Source organism: Streptomyces sp. NPDC048434, assembly GCF_043200375.1.
Taxonomy (GTDB): Bacteria; Actinomycetota; Actinomycetes; order Streptomycetales; family Streptomycetaceae; genus Streptomyces.
The window spans coordinates 260,199-276,906 of the sequence record NZ_JBICXQ010000008.1 but is presented as its reverse complement, the minus strand read 5'-3'; the positions used below and the strand labels follow the sequence as shown (position 1 = coordinate 276,906).

The following is a 16,708-nucleotide window of genomic DNA, read 5'->3' as shown; positions in this document are numbered from 1 at the left end:
GTTGTATAGTCAACAATCGGCGCTGGGGCGGGTGTGTTCTTTGTTAATGGGCCCTGGCGGGGGGCTTGGCACCCCCCCCGGGGGGGGGGGCGCCGGGGGGGGGGGGGGGGGGGCGCCCGCCCCCCGCTCCGCCAGCGCCGTACGCAGCGGAGCCAGCAGCGGTTCGCCCAGGCCGAACAGCCCGCCGGTGCAGGCCACCGCGGTGCCGGCCCCCGGCGGGCAGACCGCGGCGGCGGCATCGGCGATATGGCCCGCGGCGGCACGCATGATGCCGAGGGCAACGGCGTCGTTCTCGTCGGCGCAGCGGGCGACCTCCGGGGCGAACGAGGCCAGTACGGCGGGCCGGTCGGGGCGCGGGTAGAGCGCGCCGGGCAGCCCGGCGACCGGCCCGAACACCGCTTCCGCGCGCGCCAGGAGGGCGGCCGAGCCGCCCGGTCGTCCGTCGTACGCCCGCAGCGCGGCCTCCAGCCCGGCGCGGCCGGTCCATGCGCCGCCGCCGCAGTCGCCCAGCAGATGCCCCCAGCCGTCCGCGCGGCGCCAACCGCCCACGGCGGTCAGGTCCGTGCCCAGGGCGATCATGCCGGTGCCCGCGGCGACCACGGCACCGGGCCGCTGGCCCAGCGCACCGGCGTACGCGGTCACGGCGTCCGCGGCGAGGGCGAGGTGGTGCACTCCGAACGCGGTGGCCAGTGCGGCCGGCAGCCGGGCCCGCAGATCCTCGCCCAGAGTTGCCATACCCGCCGCGCCCACGCACACCGCGGCAAACCCGTGCGCACCCGCTTCGCGCCCCAACTCCTCCGCTGCGGGCAGGAGTTGGGACAGCAGATGGTCCGCGTCGATCCCGGCGGGGCCGGTGCGCACCGGCTCGTGGGAGGCGCGGGTGGCCAGCGGCCGGGCCTCGGCGTCGTCGGCGCGTGCGACGGCGATCCGCAGTCCGGACCCGCCCGAGTCGATCCCCAGGACATGGCCGGACCGGAGAGCGCCCGGGGCGCGGCCGGCGGGCTCACCCAAAGCCGCGGGCGTCCTGCTTGAGGGCGGTGTCGACGGTCAGGGCCGTGGCGACGACCAGGCTCAACAGCGGGTCGGGCAGCTGATGGTGGATCTGCAGGACGTAGTTGTCCGCCGTCGTGAACATCGTCTTGGCGAGGCCTTCCCAGGTCTTGGTGATCCGGGCGACCTCGGTGTCGGCGTGGTCGACGATGGCGAAGTTCCAGGCGCGCCAGTTCTCGGCCTTGATGGCGCCGATCCGCTGGCCGTTGACCATCATCGCGAAGTTGATCTTCCCGATGGCGTTCTGCTGCACGATCTCGCCGACCGGCGAGCCGTCCGGACGCTGCACGATCACCTTGGACTTGAGGATCTTCGCCGGCCGGGTCAGCACCAGCTGCGGCTGGCCGTAGGCGTCCCGGATCTCCAGCTTGTGGGTCATGTACTGATCGAGGCTGGAGACGACGCGGAGCACCTTCTTGGCCGTGCTCTGGCCGACCTGGACGACCGCGCCGATCGTGTTGCCGTGCTGGTCGAAGACGCTGTACTCGTTGGTGACCTCGATGAGCTTGGCCTTCTGGTTGACCACCAGCACCGGCTCGGTGAACAGACTGCCGCCGCCCGGTCCGCCGGGCGCCACCCCGGCCTGCTGGTGCACCTGCTGCTGCACGCCGCCCGGGTTCGTGCCCGGCTGCGGCATCGGCTGCTGTCCGTACGGCTGCTGCATCGGCTGGCCGGGCGCCTGCTGGCCGGGCGCCTGCTGGGGGTGGCCGTAACCACCCTGCTGACCGTACGGTGCCCCGCCCTGCTGGCCCGGATAGGGGCCCTGGCCGGGCGCCTGCTGCTGCGGCATCTGCTGCTGCGGTGCGGACTTCTGCAGCGTCTGCTGCTGCGGGGCCTGCTGGGCCTGCGGCTGGTGAGCCTGTTGCGGTGGGGCCTGCTGAGGGCCCGGCTGGGGTGCCTGGCCCCGGTCGTGCGCCGCGGGCTGTTGCCCCGGGTGGGTGTGCTCCGTCCACTGGGACCCGTCCCACCAGCGCAGTTGGTGGGGGGTGCCCTGCGGATCGGCGTACCAGCCCGCAGGGATGTTCGCATTCGTCATGCCAGGCACACTATCCCCCGGTGTCAGGGCAGCCTCCAGTCGACGGGCTGTGCGCCCTGCCGCACCAGGAGGTCGTTCACCCGGCTGAAGGGCCGCGAGCCGAAAAAGCCCCGGTCGGCGGACATGGGGGAGGGGTGCGCGGACTCGACGGCCGGCAGCTCGCCGAGCAGCGGCCGCAGATTGCGTGCATCGCGCCCCCACAGCACCGACACCAGCGGGCGCTCGCGCGCCACCAGCGCGCGGATGGCCTGCTCGGTGACCTCTTCCCAGCCCTTGCCGCGGTGTGCGGCGGGCTTGCGGGGCGCCGTCGTCAGCGCTCTGTTCAGCAGCAGCACGCCCTGGTGCGTCCACGGAGTCAGATCGCCGTTGGACGGGCGGGGCAGCCCGAGGTCGGAGTGCAGCTCCCGGAAGATGTTCTCCAGGCTGCCGGGCAGCGGACGTACGTCCGGCGCCACGGAGAAGCTGAGCCCCACCGCATGCCCCGGAGTGGGGTAGGGGTCCTGTCCGACGATGAGCACCCGCACCTCGTCGAAGGGTTGTTGGAAGGCGCGCAGCACATTGTTGCCGGCCGGGAGATAGGTACGCCCCGCGGCGATCTCCGCCCGCAGGAAGTCGCCCATCGCGGCGATTCGTCCGGCAACGGGCTCAAGTGCCTTGGCCCAGCCCGGTTCGACAATGTCTTGGAGAGGTCGTACAGCCACGGGATCACCCTACTGGCCGGGGCCCGCTCCCCTTCAACCGATGGCCAAGCCTCTCCTGCGTCCGGCGGACCGCGGGAGGTGCACTGCCGCTCGACAGGCGCCGTTACCCGGCATGCGGGCCATCGCCCCGCCGTGTCGCTCCGCTTCCCTCAGGCCACCGCGGCCGCCCGTACGCACAGCACATCCGGCAGGTGGGAGGCGAGTTGCCGCCAGCTGTCGCCGTCGTCCGCGCTGGCGTACACCTCGCCGTTGCGGTTGCCGAAATACACCCCGGCGGGATCGGCGTCATCGACGGACAGGGCGTCCCTGAGCACCGTGCCGTAATGGTCCTCGTCCGGCAGCCCGGCGCTCAGCGCCTGCCAGCTCCCGCCGCCGTCGGCCGTGCGGTAGACCCGGCAGCGGTTCCCGGCCGGCACCCGGTCGCTGTCGGCGGTGATCGGGAAGAGATAGGCGACATCTGCCGTGCGCGGATGGGCGGCCACGGCGAAGCCGAAGTCGGAGGGCAGCCCGTCGCCGATATCCGTCCACTGCGCGCCCGCGTCGTCGCTGCGGTAGACGCCCCAGTGGTTCTGCAGATAGAGGCGGTCGCGGTGCACCGGGTCCTGCGCGATCTTGTGGACGCACTGGCCGAACTCCGGATGCTGGTCCGGCAGGAAGACCGCCTTCACGCCCGTGTTCGACGGAGCCCAGCTGGCGCCCCCGTCGAGCGTGCGGAAGACCCCTGCCGCGGAGACGGCGACGGTGACCACGTCGGCGTCCCGCGGGTCAGTGATCACCGTATGGACGGCCAGCCCACCGCCGCCCGGCACCCACTCCTCCCGGCTCGGGTGGTCCCACAGGGCCCGCACGAGCTCGAAGGTCTCGCCGCCGTCCTCGGAGCGGAACAGTCCGCCGGGCTCGGTGCCCGCATAGATCACCTCAGGGGCGGCGGGACCGGCCGGATGCAGCTGCCACACCCGCTCCAGCGAAGTCCCGGTGTACTTCGGGTACGTGACCGCGGGGCGGGAGGGCTCGTGCCAGGTTTCGCCCAGGTCGTCGGAGTGGAACACCGAGGGACCCCAGTGGGCGCTGTCGGCCCCGGCCAGCAGCCGGGGCGTGGCGCGGCGGGTGTCGATCGCGAGGGAGTACACCGCCTGCGCGGAGAAGTGCGGGCCGCTCACTTCCCAGTCACCGTGCCGTCTACGGCCGATGAAGAGCCCTTTGCGCGTGCCCACCGCGAGCAGTACGTCAGTCATGCCGGAACACCTCCGGGACGCCGTTGTCTCAGACAGTGGCAAGTTTGCACCCGGCCACTGACAATGGCGTCCCGGATCGTGTCCGCGCAGGTCGGACGGTGCGGTCCCGCTCCTGCCACGGGTAGCGCACGCCGCCCCGGCGGCCTCAGACCGCCCGGTGGTACGGCTGCGGCACGGCGGTCCGTGCCCCCAGTTCCCGTGCCGCGTGCTGCGCGAAGTTGGGGGAGCGCAGGAGTTCACGGCCGAGCAGCACGGCGTCGGCCAGACCGTCCGCGATGATCTTCTCGGCCTGCCGCGCCTCGGTGATCAGACCGACCGCGCCCACCGCGAGCCCGCTCTCCTTCTTCACCCGCTCCGCGAACGGCACCTGGTAGCCGGGCCCCGTGGTGATCTTCGCGTCCGGCGCATTGCCGCCCGTGGAGGTGTCCAGCAGATCGATCCCGTGCTCGTGCAGCTCGCGGGCGAAGCGCACGGTGTCGTCGGCCGTCCAGCCCTCGCGCTCGTCGCTCTCGTCCTCGGTGAGCCAGTCGGTCGCCGAGATCCGGAAGAAGACCGGCAGTTCCTCGGGCCAGACCTCCCGTACGGCGTCCACGACCTCCAGCGCGAACCGCGTCCGGTTCTCGTACGAGCCGCCGTACTCGTCGGTGCGCCGGTTGGTGAAGGGCGAGAGGAACTGGTTGATCAAGTAGCCGTGCGCACCGTGGATCTCGGCCACCTCGAAGCCGGCCGCCAGCGCCCGCCGCGCCGTCGCGCGGAACTGCGCGACGATCCCGCCGATCTGCGCCACGGTCAGCTCCGCGGGGGCCGTGAACCCCTCGCCGAACGGCACCGGGCTCGGCCCGACCGGCTCCCATCCGTACCGCTGACCAGGGAGGAGCGGGGCGCCACGGTCCACCCAGGTGCGCTCGGTGGAGGCCTTCCGGCCGGCGTGGGCGATCTGGATGCCCGGGGCGGTGCCCTGCTCCTTGAGGAAGCCGGTGATGCGCCGGAACGCCTCGGTCTGGGTGTCGTTCCACAGGCCGAGGTCGTACGGGCTGATGCGTCCCTCGGGGCTCACCGCGGTGGCCTCCGTGAGGATCAGGCCGGTGCCGCCGGCCGCGCGCGCGGCCAGGTGCTGGAAGTGCCAGTCGCCGGGCGCCCCTTCCGCCGGACCCTCGGGAGCCGCGGAGTACTGGCACATGGGCGCCATCCAGAGGCGGTTCGGGACGGTCAGCGCGCGGAGGGTGATGGGCTCGAACAGTGCGCTCACGGCGGGCTCCTGTACCTGAAGGGCGAACGGGTGCCGGCCGGCCCCGCACTCATACGATAGGCGTCGTACTACGGTGGATGTCAAACTACGATGCTTCTCGTACAATGAGCGGGCGGGCGGCGCGCCAGGCCACACCGAGCCCCGCAGAATGAGTCAGGAGCCGTCATGCCGACCGAAACGACCTCCACGCGGGCTCCGTCGGGCTCCCGGTCGCTGGAGCACCCGGCCCGTGAGGACATCCGGCTGGCCGATGTGCTGCATGCGCTCGCCGACCCGGTGCGACTGCGGATCGTCTGCGCACTGGCGGCCGCCGAGGGCGAGCTGAACTGCGCGGACGTCGAACTCCCGGTCAGCAAGTCGACCTGCACCCACCACTTCAGGGTGCTGCGCGAGAACGGCGTCATCCAGCAGCTCTACCGGGGCACGGCCAAGATGAACGGGCTGCGCCGGGCCGATCTGGAGGCGCTCTTCCCCGGTCTGATCGACGATGTGCTCCGGGCGGCGGATCTGCAGGCCGACCGCCTCGGGGAGGAGTGACCGAGCCGCTCCGGCCCGGCGGACCGGAGCCCCGCGCCCCGGCCCGCCCGCGGATTCAGCGGGTCACTTCCGCGGCGCGCGCCGCGTCCAACAGCCCTGCCCAGTCCGGCAGTTTGACGGTGCCACGCCCCAGTCCGCGGCCCCACTCCGCCTCGGCGGCCTCGATGGCCAGCCAGCCCGGCCACGGGACCGGCCGCTGCCCCGCCCGGGTCAGCGCGGCCACCGGGTCCTCGGCCGCGCCGCGCTCCGTCAGGGTGGGGGCATCCGCCAGCAGCGACCGCGCGGTCTCCTTGGCGCACGGCCGGTTGGTGCCGATCACGCCCGTGGGCCCCCGCTTGATCCAGCCCGCCACGTACACCCCGGGCAGCGGCGTCCCGTCCTGCAGCACCCGCCCCGCCTGGTGCGGCACCGTCCCGGTCGTCCCGTCGAACGGCAGGCCGGGCTGCGGCGTCCCCCGGTAGCCGACCGAACGCAGCACCAACTGCCCCTCGATGTCCTCGAATTCGCCGGTCCCCGTCACCCCGCCGTGCCCGTCGGGCGCCGTCCGCTCGAACCGGACCGCGCGCACCCCGCCGGCATCCCCGAGCACCTCGACCGGTCGCAGGAAGAACCGCAGATGAATGCGGTGCCCCCGTCCGGCGGCCCCCGCGTCCGGGTCTGCCGGGGCGGCCGCCGCCCGCTCCGCCCAGCCGCGCAGCACCTCGACATTCCGCCGCCCCGCCGCAGGCAGCCCGCCCGGATCCCGGTACGCCGGATCCAGCGCCAGCTCCTCGGGCCGTACGAGCACCTCGGTATCCGGAAGGGAGCCCAGTTCCCGTAGCTCCTTGGTGGTGAACTTGGCCTGGGAGGGGCCGCGTCTGCCGACCATCCAGACGTCCTCGACGCTGCTGTCCGCGAGCGCGCCGAGCGGACCCTGCGGCATATCGGTAGCCGCAAGCTCGGCGGCACCACGGGACAGCATCCGCGCCACGTCCACCGCCACATTCCCCACGCCGATCACGAGGGCGGACCGCGCCGCGAGGGTGAAACGGACGGCGGCCGCATCCGGGTGTGCGCTGTACCAGGCGACGAACTCGGTCGCCGGATGGCTGCCGGGCAGCTCCTCACCGGGGATGCCCAGATGCCGGTCGGTGGCGGCACCCACACAGAACACCACCGCATCGAAGATCTCCCGCAGCTCCTCGACGCCCAGCCCCGCCGCCCCCACCTCGACGTTCCCCAGGAAGCGCACCCTGGGGTGCTCCAGCACCGTCCGCAGATTGTTCTGCAGCGATTTGATCTTCTCGTGGTCCGGCGCGACGCCGTAGCGCACCAGACCGTACGGGCAGGGCAGCCGATCCAGGACGTACACCTCGATGTCCGGTACGGTCTGCTGCTCGATCAGGGACTGGGCGGTGTAGACGCCGCTGGGTCCAGAACCGATCACTGCGACACGAAGCACGAGTGGCCCCTTCCGCGGGATACCCCCAGGATCGCACCGGCAGGCGCGCGACGGGAGATGCGCTATCGGGGTTGCTCCCGGTGGGATGAGCGTGCCGCGCTACTGGGCCGGGTGAGCTGGGGGCTAGGTTTTCAATGTGTCGGAAAGTGACTTTTATACCGTTAATCACCGATATGAAGCCCAGGGCGCGCCATTGGAGTGGCCCACGTGGGAGCTGCGGGCGCTCGGCTCGGCCGCGCCCGCTCTCGCCCCCGACCCCGCCGCCCCGGACGATCCGTCCGGATCCCACGGCCCCGGATGCCCGCTGCCCCGGCTCGATCCGCTGGGCCCGTGGTGCAGCGCCCGGCTGACCTTCGCCGACGGCGCCCGGGTCGATGTCCTCGTGACGGTCTCCGACGACCACATCACCGTCGAGGACGTACGGGCCGACCCGCCGCTGACCCTCGCCGGCCTCACCGACCTGGCCCGCTGGATCGAAGGCCCGCTGGACGACGCCTTCCGGGCGGCCACCGGGCGGCCGCGGAGGACACGGCCCGCACCCCGGCGGCCCGGCCCGGTGGCCGCCGCACCGGAGCGGGGCGGCAGGCCGCAGAGCGGACAGCCCACGGCGACGGTGAGGGGCACGGCGTCCAAGCCGGCGACGGGACGCGAGCCGGAGCCGGAACCGACGGGTTCCGGAACGGGGGTGGCACCAGGGGAGCGCGTGGCGCCTGCGGCCCAGGGGGCGGCAGCGCCGGGGGAGGGGCCGACGGCTGCGACGGGCACCGTCCGGGGAGACGGCGCACTCCACCGGGCCGACACGGGTGCCGGGACCGGCCACCTTTCCGAGCCGTCCGCCGGGCGACCGGCCGGAGGGCCCACCGAACCGCCCTCCGCCCCTTCCGCTTCGCTCGCCGCGCCCGCCCCGTCCGCGTCGTCCACTCCCGCCCCGGTCTCCGCGTCATCGGCGCCGACCGAGCCATCGGCGTCGTCCGACTCGTCGACGCCGTCCGGGCCGTCCGCTTCGGCCCCGCCGCCCGAGCGTGCCCGCTCCGCCGTCCTCGCCCGGTCGCGGGGCGGCGAGCGCCGCAGGATCGCCGCGGACGCGTACCGCCAGGCCCAGCGGGAGGGGGGCGATCCGGTGCTGGCCGTCATGCTCGCCACCGGCCGTAACCGCCGAAGGTCGCTACGCCTGATCGCCGGTGCCCGGGACGCAGGGCTCCTGACGCCGCGTCACAACAAGCGCTGACCGGCAACCGTCAGGGCGCCTGCCCGGTGTCCGCCCGCATGCGCTGCATCCGTCCGATCTCGGCGCTCTGCTGCGCGATGACATCGTTCGCCATCTCCTGAGCGAGCGTGTTCCTGCCCTCGGAGAGCAGATCCGTGGCCATGGAGACCGCACCCTGGTGGTGCGCGATCATCAACTTCAGGAAGAGCGCGTCGAACTTCTCACCACGGGCCGCCCGCAACTGGCCGAGCTGGGCCGTGGTCGCCATTCCGGGCATCTCCCCGTGATGGTGGTGCCCGCCCACCGTGCGCGGTCCGCCGAAGCCGCTCAACCAGCCTTCCATGGCGCCGATTTCGGGCTCCTGGGCCGCGGCGATCCGCTCGGCCAGCCGCCCGACCCGCCCGGCGTGGGCGTACCGCTCGGCCAGGCCCGTCATCACCAACGCCTGCTGATGGTGCGGGATCATCATCTGGACGTAGTCGACGTCGGCGGAGTTGGGGGAGTCTTCGCCGCGCGCCTTCCTGGCCTCGTCAACGGTGAGGGTCTTCGCCGGTTCACCCGGCTTGCCCGGTGCCACCACTTTCGGTGCCCCGGCCCGGGTCGCCTCGGTGCCGTCGCCGGATGAACAGCCGTTCAGGGCAAGGGAGATGGCCAGTCCGCAGCCGGCCGCGACGAGGACGTTCACTCTCCTGGGACGCTTCACCGCACGCACACTCCTGTCCGTCGGAACCATCCGCCGGGGCTTGCCCGGTCATTACCTGCCGCACTCGGGCGTTACACCTTCATTGCCTTCTATTGATATGTACATGAGCAGCGCGATACTACCGGGGCCAAGAACCGTTCACATCGGAACGGACTTCAGGGAGGTCCTCGTGACGTCGTTGCACAGACCCCGCGTGCGGCGCAGACCCCTCGGAGCGGTGGCCGCGGCCTTCGGGCTCGCCGCTTCCCTCCTCGTGGCCGGACCGGCGGCCGCAACCCCCGACCCCGGCGACCACCCCTCCGCGGCCCGGGAGATGAGCCGCAGCCAGGAGGCGGGCACCCGGGACGCGATCAAGAACGGCGACATACCCGGCGTGGACGAGGTGGTCCACAGCGCCAACGTCCGTCATCTGACGAACATCCCCAAGCAGGCGCTCCAGGGCACCAACTCCGATCTCGCCTTCCAGGGGAAGTACGCCTTCGCCGGCAACTACGACGGCTTCGTGATCTATGACATCTCCCGGCCCAAGGCGCCCAGGGCCGTGAGCCAGGTGCTCTGTCCCGGTTCACAGAACGACGTCTCGGTGTCCGGGAATCTGCTCTTCCTGTCCACGGATTCCTCGCGCAGTGACAACTCCTGTCACAGCGCCGCACAGCCCGCGACGGAGAAGTCCTCCTGGGAGGGCATGAAGATCTTCGACATCAGCGACAAGGAGAACCCCAGATACGTCGCCGCCGTCGAGACCGCCTGCGGTTCCCACACCCATACGCTGGTCCCCGAGCGCCGCGACGTCTACGTCTACGTCTCGTCCTACTCGCCCAGCGAGACCTTCCCCGACTGCCGGCCGCCGCACGACGGCATCTCCGTCATCAAGGTGCCGCGTTCCGCGCCCGAGAAGGCCGCCGTCATCGACTTCCCCGTCCTCTTCCCGGACGGCGGCAACCCCGGCGGCACCACCAACCCCGGCGTCTCGCAGACCACCGGCTGCCACGACATCACCACCTTCCCGAAGCTGAAACTGGCCGCGGGCGCCTGCATGGGCGACGGCATCCTTCTGGACATCGCGAACCCGGCCGCGCCCAAGGTCATCGACCGGGTCGAGGACAACGTCAACTTCGCCTTCTGGCACTCCGCGACCTTCAACGAGCGGGGAAACAAGGTGGTGTTCACCGACGAGCTGGGCGGCGGCGGAGCGGCCACCTGCAACGAGAAGACCGGACCGAACCGCGGCGCCGACGGGATCTACGACATCGTCGGCAAGGGCAACCACCGCAAGCTGGTCTTCAAGAGCTACTACAAGATCCCGCGCCACCAGGCCGACACCGAGAACTGTGTCGCCCACAACGGCTCGCTGATCCCGGCCAGGAACCGCGACATCATGGTCCAGGCGTGGTACCAGGGCGGCGTCTCGGTCTGGGACTTCACCGACTCCGCACACCCGAAGGAGATCGGCTACTTCGAGCGCGGCCCGCTCTCCACGGACTCACTGGTCACCGGCGGCGCGTGGTCCGCGTATTACTACAACGGCCACATCTACTCCAACGACATCACCAAGGGCTTCGACGTCCTCAGTATCGATGACCGCCGCACGGACAGCGCCGAGTCCGTACGGATGCGGGAACTCAACGTCCAGACACAGCCCGACTACCGCTGACCGGTCGCTCCTGTACCGCTCCGCGCGTCGGCGGTCCCGCCGGGCGGCTCCTCGCCCGGCGGGACCCCCAACTCCCAGGCCAGTCCGTACCGTTGGAACATTTCGGCGCGCAGTCGCCCGCCCGGCATCGGCGCTCCCGGCAGCAGCATCGCCACCACCGATCCCATCAGCAGCGCACGCAACAGCGGATAGTCGGCATCGGGATCCGAGGAGCCGTACGCCACGACCGTCTCCCGCAGCAGCTGGGCGAGCCGTTGCTGCTCGGGGCACTGGATGAATCCGTCGGCCGTCAGTATTCCCGCCATATGCGTCCGCATCAGCAGCGGATGATCGTGCGCAAGCCCCAGGATTGCGTCGATGGCCCGCGCCATCAGCTCCCGCCCCGCGTCCGGCCCGCTCGGCCGTGGCGCGCGCTCCAGGGCGGCCTGCAGCGTGAGATGCATCAGACGGTGCACGGCGGACTGGAGCAGCTGACGCTTGCCGGGGAAGTAGTACGAGACGAGCCCCCGCGCCGCCCCCGCCCGATGGGCGATGTCCCCGAGCGTCGTTGCCTCGTAGCCGCGCTCTCCCACCAGCTCGACCGTCGCCTGCAGCAGCCGCTCGCGGGACCGCCGCCGCAATTCTTCATTGACCGATGCGCTGCGGGGGGACATCCTGTAACTCCTGCGTTGACTGGCTCAGGGCCAATATACTCTGTACAACTCCGGATATCCGTCCTCGGACGGAACCCGGTCAAGCTGCCCGATTCGGGCGACGCGGGGGATCGCCCGAATCGGGCGTGGACGAGGCCGGGGTTGGCCTCGCGACCTGCGTCTTCTTGGCAGGTCATGAGGTCGGCCCCGGCGCACGGCGCGGTACGGGTTCGCGCTCACCTCCCGCCGCCTCTGATCGTCCTCTCGTGGACTCCGTGCCGGGCCGGGCCATGGCCGCCGAGCGCGAGGTCCGGCCTGTGTGTACAGCATTTGCGCAGCTCAGGAGCCGTGTCCCACCGTGCTGCCCGGGGGCTGGATGACGGAGGATCGCTGCCGACAAGGGCGGTAAAATGCGACACGTGGGCTTCCGTCACCTGTCTGTGGATCGCCTCCTGGAGCAGCCATCGGGTCGTGGGCTGGTGGCGGTGCCGCTCGCCCTGATTGTGGCGATCACCGTGACGGACCTGCACTCCCCGGCGAATATCCATCTGGGTCCGCTGCTGGTCATCGCGCCGGCCTTGACCGCCTCCATCGGCGGACCCGGGCTGACCGCCCTGGTCGGGGCCCTGGCCGTGGCCGCGCAGATCTTTATCGCGGCGTTCCACGGGGGGCTGACCACCAGCAACCACGTGGCGCAGATCATCGCCCTGACCGTGCTGTCCACGCTGATCGTCTTCTTCTGCCGTGCGCGGGAGCGGCGCAGCCGGGAGCTGAGCCGGGTGCGGTCGGTGTCCGAGGCGGCGCAGCGGGTTCTACTGCGGCCTCCGCCCCGCCGGATCGGGCCGCTGCGGGTGGCCTGGCTGTATCTGGCCGCCGAAGATGAATCGCAGATCGGGGGCGATCTGTTCGCGGTCGCCCGTGCCGCTAGTCCCCGCACCCGGGTGATCATCGGTGACGTCCGGGGTAAGGGGCTGTCCTCCATCGGTGAGGCATCGGTCGTGCTGAGCGCGTTCCGTGAGGGTGCTCACCGGTATGCCACCCTGCCCGACTTGGCGGGTGCCCTGGAGGACAGCGTCTGCCGGAACCTGGACGAAGTCGCCGACACCGAGCACGACCCGGGCGAGCACTTCATCACCGCCCTCATCGCCGACATCTCCGACCACGGCCCACGGGCCGAATTGATCAACTGCGGCCATCCGCCACCGCTGTTGTTGCACGATCACCAGGTCACGGTCCTGCACGCACGCCACCCCGCACCCCCCTTGGGTATGTGCGAACTGCCCGTCCCGCTCCGCGGCACCGACCCGTTCACCTTCGAAGCCGGCGACATCCTTCTGCTCTACACCGACGGGGTCATCGAAGCCCGTTCGCCCACCGGAGCCTTCTACCCGCTCGCCGAACGGGTCGCCTTGTTCCCCACTTCCAGCGCCGACGCCCTGCTGCACCACATTCACCGCGACCTGCTCGCCCACACCGGCGAGCAACTCGCCGATGACGCGGCCCTCTTGGTCATCGAACGCGTTCCGTCCCACCACCTGCCGCACCTCACGGGCTATCCCCACGACGGCCGGCGCCGGCCCACGCCGGAGGCGCGCCCCCTCGCCGGCCCTGAGCCGGGACGCGACACCGGGAGCCGGTAGGAGGCGGAACCGGACCGGCAGGAACTGCCCTGTTGCCGCGTTGCCCCGCTTGTGTCACGCGGAGGACGGACGCGCCAGGACGCACCAGGACGCACCAGGAAAGCGACAACCGGGCATCCAGCATCCGGGCATCCCCGTCCAAGCAGCATGAATCCGGGCGTGGCGTGCCGGCCGAAGATGTTCGGCGCCCGACATCTTGTGGCCTGTGTCGCCGGCTGGTTAAGCTCCAGCACGCTTCCGGCACATTTCCTCCGCAAGTTGACCTATTGGTGCGGTCGATCTTCACGATCCACCCACAAACCTGAGGTGGCTTCGCATGGAACGGCGATCAGCGATCCCGCGCGGAGACGACTCACCGCACGGCTTACCGTCGGCGTCATCCCGGAGCGAGCCGGCAAACCGTCCGGCAAACCGTCCGGCAAACCGTCCGGTGAGTGACCCGGCAGGGAAGGCGCCCGGCGGCACCGCTCGCGGCACCGCGAGACCGGTCCCGGGCCGTCCCTGATGACGCACTCCGCTCCGGCGCCGGCAACCGCCGTCCCCCTGCCGCACGCCCGCCGCGATGTCCGGCTCTTCTGGTGGGCGGGCACCTGCGACGCACTCGGCAGTCAGACGTCCGGGTTCGTTCTGCCGCTGCTGCTCCTGAGCCTCGGCCGTTCCCCCGCGGAGGTCGGCGCCATCGCCGGGCTCTCCGCGGCCGCCACACTGGTGCTCGGCCCGTTCGCCGCCGTGCCCGCCGACCGCGGGGCACGCAAGCAGGTGATGGTGGGCGCCGCGCTGGTGTCCGCGGTGGCGATGACCGGTGTCACCGTGGCGGTCGCTGTGGGCCCGGTTCCGTTGGCCGTGCTCCTCGCCGCCGTACTCGTCGAGCGGTGCGCGACTGCCTGCTACGAGGCGGCGTCGCTGGGCACCGTGGCTCTGGTGTGTCCCCCGCAGCAGCACCGGCGGGTCCTGTCCCGATTACAGGCCGGGGAACGGGGTGCCCTCGTCGTCGGGCCCGCGCTGGGCGGGCTGCTCTTCGCCGCCGGCGCCTGGCTGCCGTTCCTCGTGGACGCCCTGTCGTACGCCGTCGCGGCGGGCGGCATCCGTGCCATGCGCTCCGATCTGTCCCCGTCGCGGGAGCAGCGGCCACCGGCCGGCACCCGCGGGACCTGGCGCGCCCTGCTCACCGAGGCCGGGGCAGGAGTGGCGTTGCTCCGCCGGGAACCCTTCCTGCGGCTGGTGCTCGTCTGGCTCTCGGCCGTCAACGCCCTGCTGGTCGCGCTGTATTACACGACGGTCTTCGCCCTCCAGGACCACGGCCGGGGCCCGGCCCCGCTGGGCCTGGTCCTCGCGCTGTCCGGGGCGGCCGGCCTGGCCGGCGCGCTGGCGGCACCCCGGCTGGCTCGCCGGCACTCCGCGGCGCAAGTGCTGGTGCCGGTGTCCTGGCTGCTGGTGCCGCCCGCCGCGGCCCTGGCGGTGGCCCGTGACGCCTGGCAGTTCGGTCTGCTCCTCGGGCTCCTCTGCTTCCTGACGCCGTCGGCCACCGTGGCGCTGCAGGCCCGGATCCTGCACCTCACACCACCCGGGCTGCAGGCCCGCACCGGCACCCTCCTGGCCACCGCATCGGGCGCGGCAGCGGCCCTGGCCCCGGCCCTCGCCGGGCTGTCCGCAGACCGGGCCGGGGCCGGTGCCACCCTCACGGGCTGTGCGGTGCTGCTGGCCCTGCTCGCGCTGTACGCGACCTGTGTGGCACCGCAGTTCACCCGCGGAACGGGGGAGGAGACCGCATGAGTGCGACCGCGACAGGTACCGCCGTACCGCCGCCCCACGACACCGGCTTCCGGGTCTACCGGCCGGCGCTCCCCGAGGTCTGTCCGCGCGATCCGGCGCGGATGGCCCTGGCCGCGGACGCCGACGGTCGCTGCGAGATCTTCACCTGGAACGCCGCCACCGGCACCGCGCGCCAGGTCACCGACAGCCCGGACGGCACGGTGCACTGCGCACTCGACGCGGATGCCCGGGTGTGGTGGTTCGCCGAGGACCGCGGCGGCCTCGGGCGCTGGCACTTCCAGGACTTCGAGGGCGGACCGCGGCTCCCCGGCCTGGCCGGCCTGCGACCGGGCCTCCCGTGCGGCCTCGCCCTCAGCGATGCCGGCACCGTGGCCATCGGCCTCGGGGACGGCCGCGGGACGACCGTCTACCTCGGCACACCGGGCGGCCCGGCCCGGCCGGTGCGGACCGTCGACGGCCATTCACTGCTGACCGGCATCTCGCCGTCGGGCGGGCTGCTGGCGCTGTCGGGGGCCGCCGGATCCGACCGTGCGGTCACCCTGATGACCTGCTCCGGGGCGGACCTCGGCCAACTCTCCGGACGCGGCGGACGGTTGTGGGCGCTCGGCTTCGCACCGTCCCCGTCGGCCACCGAACTGCTGCTGGTCCAGGAGCACAACGACCACTATCGGCTGGCCAGTTGGCGGCCCGGCGCCGGACTGCGGCCGCATGACTGGTGCCACTTCGACACCGAGATCACCGCGCGCTGGTATCCCGAAGGACGCCGGATCCTGATCCGTCAGGACCGCCACGGCCGCTCCGCCCTCACCGCGGCCGACCTTGACCGACGCACCCTGACCCCGGTGCCCTGCCCACCGGGCACCCTGCTCGACGCCGCCCCGCACCCGGGCGAGGACGTGCACTACCTCTGGACCGACACGGCCACCCCGCCACGGATGCGCTCCACCGCCGGCACCCGGCTCCCGGCGCTCCCCGCCCTGCCCGCCCCCGCACCCGGCCGGCACCGTGACCTCTGGACCCCCGGTCCGGACGGCCCCGTGCACACCCTGCTCAGCGAACCCGACACGGCCCCCGGTGGGCGGCCCCCGCTGGTGTTCCTGGTGCACGGCGGCCCCGCCGACCACGACCGCGACGCCTACGACCCGCAGGTGCACTCCCTGGTCGCCTCCGGGTTCGCGGTCGCGCGGGTCAACTACCGCGGTTCCACCGGCTACGGACCCGGCTGGCGCGCCGCGTACGGCGAGGGTGTCGGGCTCACCCAGGTCGCCGACCTCGTCGCGGTCCGGGCCGATCTGCTCCGCCGCGGCCTGGCCCGTAAGGACGCGATCGGCCTGTGGGGCACCTCCTGGGGCGGCTACCTGGCGCTGCTCGCACTCGGCACCCGGCCGGATCTCTGGCAGGCGGGCGTCGCCGTCAAACCGGTCGCCGACTGCGCCGCGGCGCACCGCACCGGCACCCCCGCGCTGCGTGCCCTGGACGAGCGGCTGTTCGGCGGCAGCCCCGAAGAGGTGCCCGAACGCTACGCGCGGAGCTCACCCCTCCACTACGCCGCCGCCATCCGCGCCCCCCTGCTGGTGATCGCCGCCACCCGCGACGCCAAATGCCCGCCCGGCCAGGTCCGCAGCTACCTCACCGCTCTGCGGAAGGCCGGCGTCGGGCACGAGTCCCTGTGGCTGGACACCGGACACGACGGTTACACCGGCGCGCACCACGTGGCCGCCCTGCGGCGCGCCATGGGATTCCTCGGCCGCCACCTTTGCCGCACCCCGCGGCCCACCGAACCCCCCGTCCCCCAGCGGACGGGGTCTCCGGGAGCACCGGCCCGTCCGGCGCCCCCCGGAATGTGACAC

The 16,708-nt window shown here is 72.3% G+C and carries 14 protein-coding genes; 6 read left to right on the top strand and 8 right to left on the bottom strand.

Annotated elements, in window-relative coordinates:
* Positions 1-9: 9 nt before the first annotated feature.
* The 5 genes from ACGFWI_RS12695 to ACGFWI_RS12675 form a co-directional block, all read right to left on the bottom strand.
* On the bottom strand, positions 10-1,011 hold the full coding sequence (locus tag ACGFWI_RS12695; protein WP_393905959.1) for an N-acetylglucosamine kinase: 1,002 nt from the start codon (positions 1,009-1,011) through the stop codon (positions 10-12).
* Positions 1,004-2,086: a phospholipid scramblase-related protein gene (locus tag ACGFWI_RS12690; protein WP_393905958.1), complete on the bottom strand. Its 1,083-nt coding sequence runs from the start codon at positions 2,084-2,086 to the stop codon at positions 1,004-1,006. The genes ACGFWI_RS12695 and ACGFWI_RS12690 overlap by 8 nt, the downstream gene beginning before the upstream one ends.
* Positions 2,087-2,109: 23 nt before the next feature.
* Positions 2,110-2,787 (bottom strand): uracil-DNA glycosylase, encoded by a 678-nt coding sequence (locus tag ACGFWI_RS12685; RefSeq protein WP_393905957.1) that lies wholly within the window; start codon positions 2,785-2,787, stop codon positions 2,110-2,112.
* Between the two features lie 149 nt (positions 2,788-2,936).
* A complete protein-coding gene (locus ACGFWI_RS12680) occupies positions 2,937-4,022 on the bottom strand; it encodes a WD40/YVTN/BNR-like repeat-containing protein (protein ID WP_393905956.1) in 1,086 nt (361 codons plus the stop codon).
* Positions 4,023-4,167: 145 nt separating this feature from the next.
* The gene (locus tag ACGFWI_RS12675) at positions 4,168-5,271 is read right to left on the bottom strand and encodes an NADH:flavin oxidoreductase/NADH oxidase (protein ID WP_393905955.1); all 1,104 of its coding nucleotides are present in this window, start codon (positions 5,269-5,271) and stop codon (positions 4,168-4,170) included.
* A gap of 165 nt (positions 5,272-5,436) precedes the next feature.
* Here ACGFWI_RS12675 and ACGFWI_RS12670 point away from each other — a divergent pair, with 165 nt between their 5' ends.
* Entirely contained in the window at positions 5,437-5,808 is a 372-nt protein-coding gene (locus ACGFWI_RS12670) for an ArsR/SmtB family transcription factor (RefSeq protein ID WP_393905954.1), read from the top strand.
* 55 nt (positions 5,809-5,863) lie between these two features.
* On the opposite strand, the gene ACGFWI_RS12665 is transcribed toward ACGFWI_RS12670, so the two are convergent.
* Positions 5,864-7,249 carry an FAD-dependent oxidoreductase gene (locus tag ACGFWI_RS12665; RefSeq protein WP_393905953.1) on the bottom strand — a complete coding sequence of 462 codons (1,386 nt, stop codon included), beginning with the start codon at positions 7,247-7,249 and terminating at the stop codon, positions 5,864-5,866.
* Positions 7,250-7,442: 193 nt separating this feature from the next.
* Here ACGFWI_RS12665 and ACGFWI_RS12660 point away from each other — a divergent pair, with 193 nt between their 5' ends.
* Complete coding sequence (locus tag ACGFWI_RS12660) at positions 7,443-8,477, top strand: DUF6214 family protein (RefSeq protein ID WP_393905952.1); 1,035 nt, start codon at positions 7,443-7,445, stop codon at positions 8,475-8,477.
* A 10-nt stretch (positions 8,478-8,487) separates the two neighbouring features.
* On the opposite strand, the gene ACGFWI_RS12655 is transcribed toward ACGFWI_RS12660, so the two are convergent.
* On the bottom strand, positions 8,488-9,189 hold the full coding sequence (locus ACGFWI_RS12655) for a DUF305 domain-containing protein (RefSeq protein ID WP_393905951.1): 702 nt from the start codon (positions 9,187-9,189) through the stop codon (positions 8,488-8,490).
* A 139-nt stretch (positions 9,190-9,328) separates the two neighbouring features.
* On the opposite strand from ACGFWI_RS12655, the gene ACGFWI_RS12650 reads away from it, so the two are divergent.
* Positions 9,329-10,813 (top strand): LVIVD repeat-containing protein, encoded by a 1,485-nt coding sequence (locus ACGFWI_RS12650; protein ID WP_393905950.1) that lies wholly within the window; start codon positions 9,329-9,331, stop codon positions 10,811-10,813.
* Here ACGFWI_RS12650 and ACGFWI_RS12645 read toward each other — a convergent pair.
* Complete coding sequence (locus ACGFWI_RS12645; protein ID WP_393905949.1) at positions 10,804-11,466, bottom strand: TetR/AcrR family transcriptional regulator; 663 nt, start codon at positions 11,464-11,466, stop codon at positions 10,804-10,806. The two genes, ACGFWI_RS12650 and ACGFWI_RS12645, sit on opposite strands and share 10 nt — an antisense overlap.
* Positions 11,467-11,864: 398 nt before the next feature.
* On the opposite strand from ACGFWI_RS12645, the gene ACGFWI_RS12640 reads away from it, so the two are divergent.
* The 3 genes from ACGFWI_RS12640 (at position 11,865) to ACGFWI_RS12630 (ending at position 16,705) form a co-directional block, all read left to right on the top strand.
* Positions 11,865-13,085 (top strand): PP2C family protein-serine/threonine phosphatase, encoded by a 1,221-nt coding sequence (locus ACGFWI_RS12640; protein ID WP_393905948.1) that lies wholly within the window; start codon positions 11,865-11,867, stop codon positions 13,083-13,085.
* Positions 13,086-13,589: 504 nt separating this feature from the next.
* Positions 13,590-14,858 (top strand): MFS transporter, encoded by a 1,269-nt coding sequence (locus ACGFWI_RS12635; RefSeq protein ID WP_393905947.1) that lies wholly within the window; start codon positions 13,590-13,592, stop codon positions 14,856-14,858.
* A complete protein-coding gene (locus ACGFWI_RS12630) occupies positions 14,855-16,705 on the top strand; it encodes an alpha/beta fold hydrolase (RefSeq protein WP_393905946.1) in 1,851 nt (616 codons plus the stop codon). The genes ACGFWI_RS12635 and ACGFWI_RS12630 overlap by 4 nt, the downstream gene beginning before the upstream one ends.
* Positions 16,706-16,708: the final 3 nt, after the last annotated feature.

Coding starts and splice junctions, on each gene's coding strand:
- ACGFWI_RS12670 (WP_393905954.1), top strand. CDS start 5,437: ATGCCGACCGAAACGACCTCCACGCGGGCTCCGTCGGGCTCCCGGTCG.
- ACGFWI_RS12630 (WP_393905946.1), top strand. CDS start 14,855: ATGAGTGCGACCGCGACAGGTACCGCCGTACCGCCGCCCCACGACACC.
- ACGFWI_RS12690 (WP_393905958.1), bottom strand. CDS start 2,086: ATGACGAATGCGAACATCCCTGCGGGCTGGTACGCCGATCCGCAGGGC.
- ACGFWI_RS12655 (WP_393905951.1), bottom strand. CDS start 9,189: ATGGTTCCGACGGACAGGAGTGTGCGTGCGGTGAAGCGTCCCAGGAGA.
- ACGFWI_RS12680 (WP_393905956.1), bottom strand. CDS start 4,022: ATGACTGACGTACTGCTCGCGGTGGGCACGCGCAAAGGGCTCTTCATC.
- ACGFWI_RS12635 (WP_393905947.1), top strand. CDS start 13,590: ATGACGCACTCCGCTCCGGCGCCGGCAACCGCCGTCCCCCTGCCGCAC.
- ACGFWI_RS12645 (WP_393905949.1), bottom strand. CDS start 11,466: ATGTCCCCCCGCAGCGCATCGGTCAATGAAGAATTGCGGCGGCGGTCC.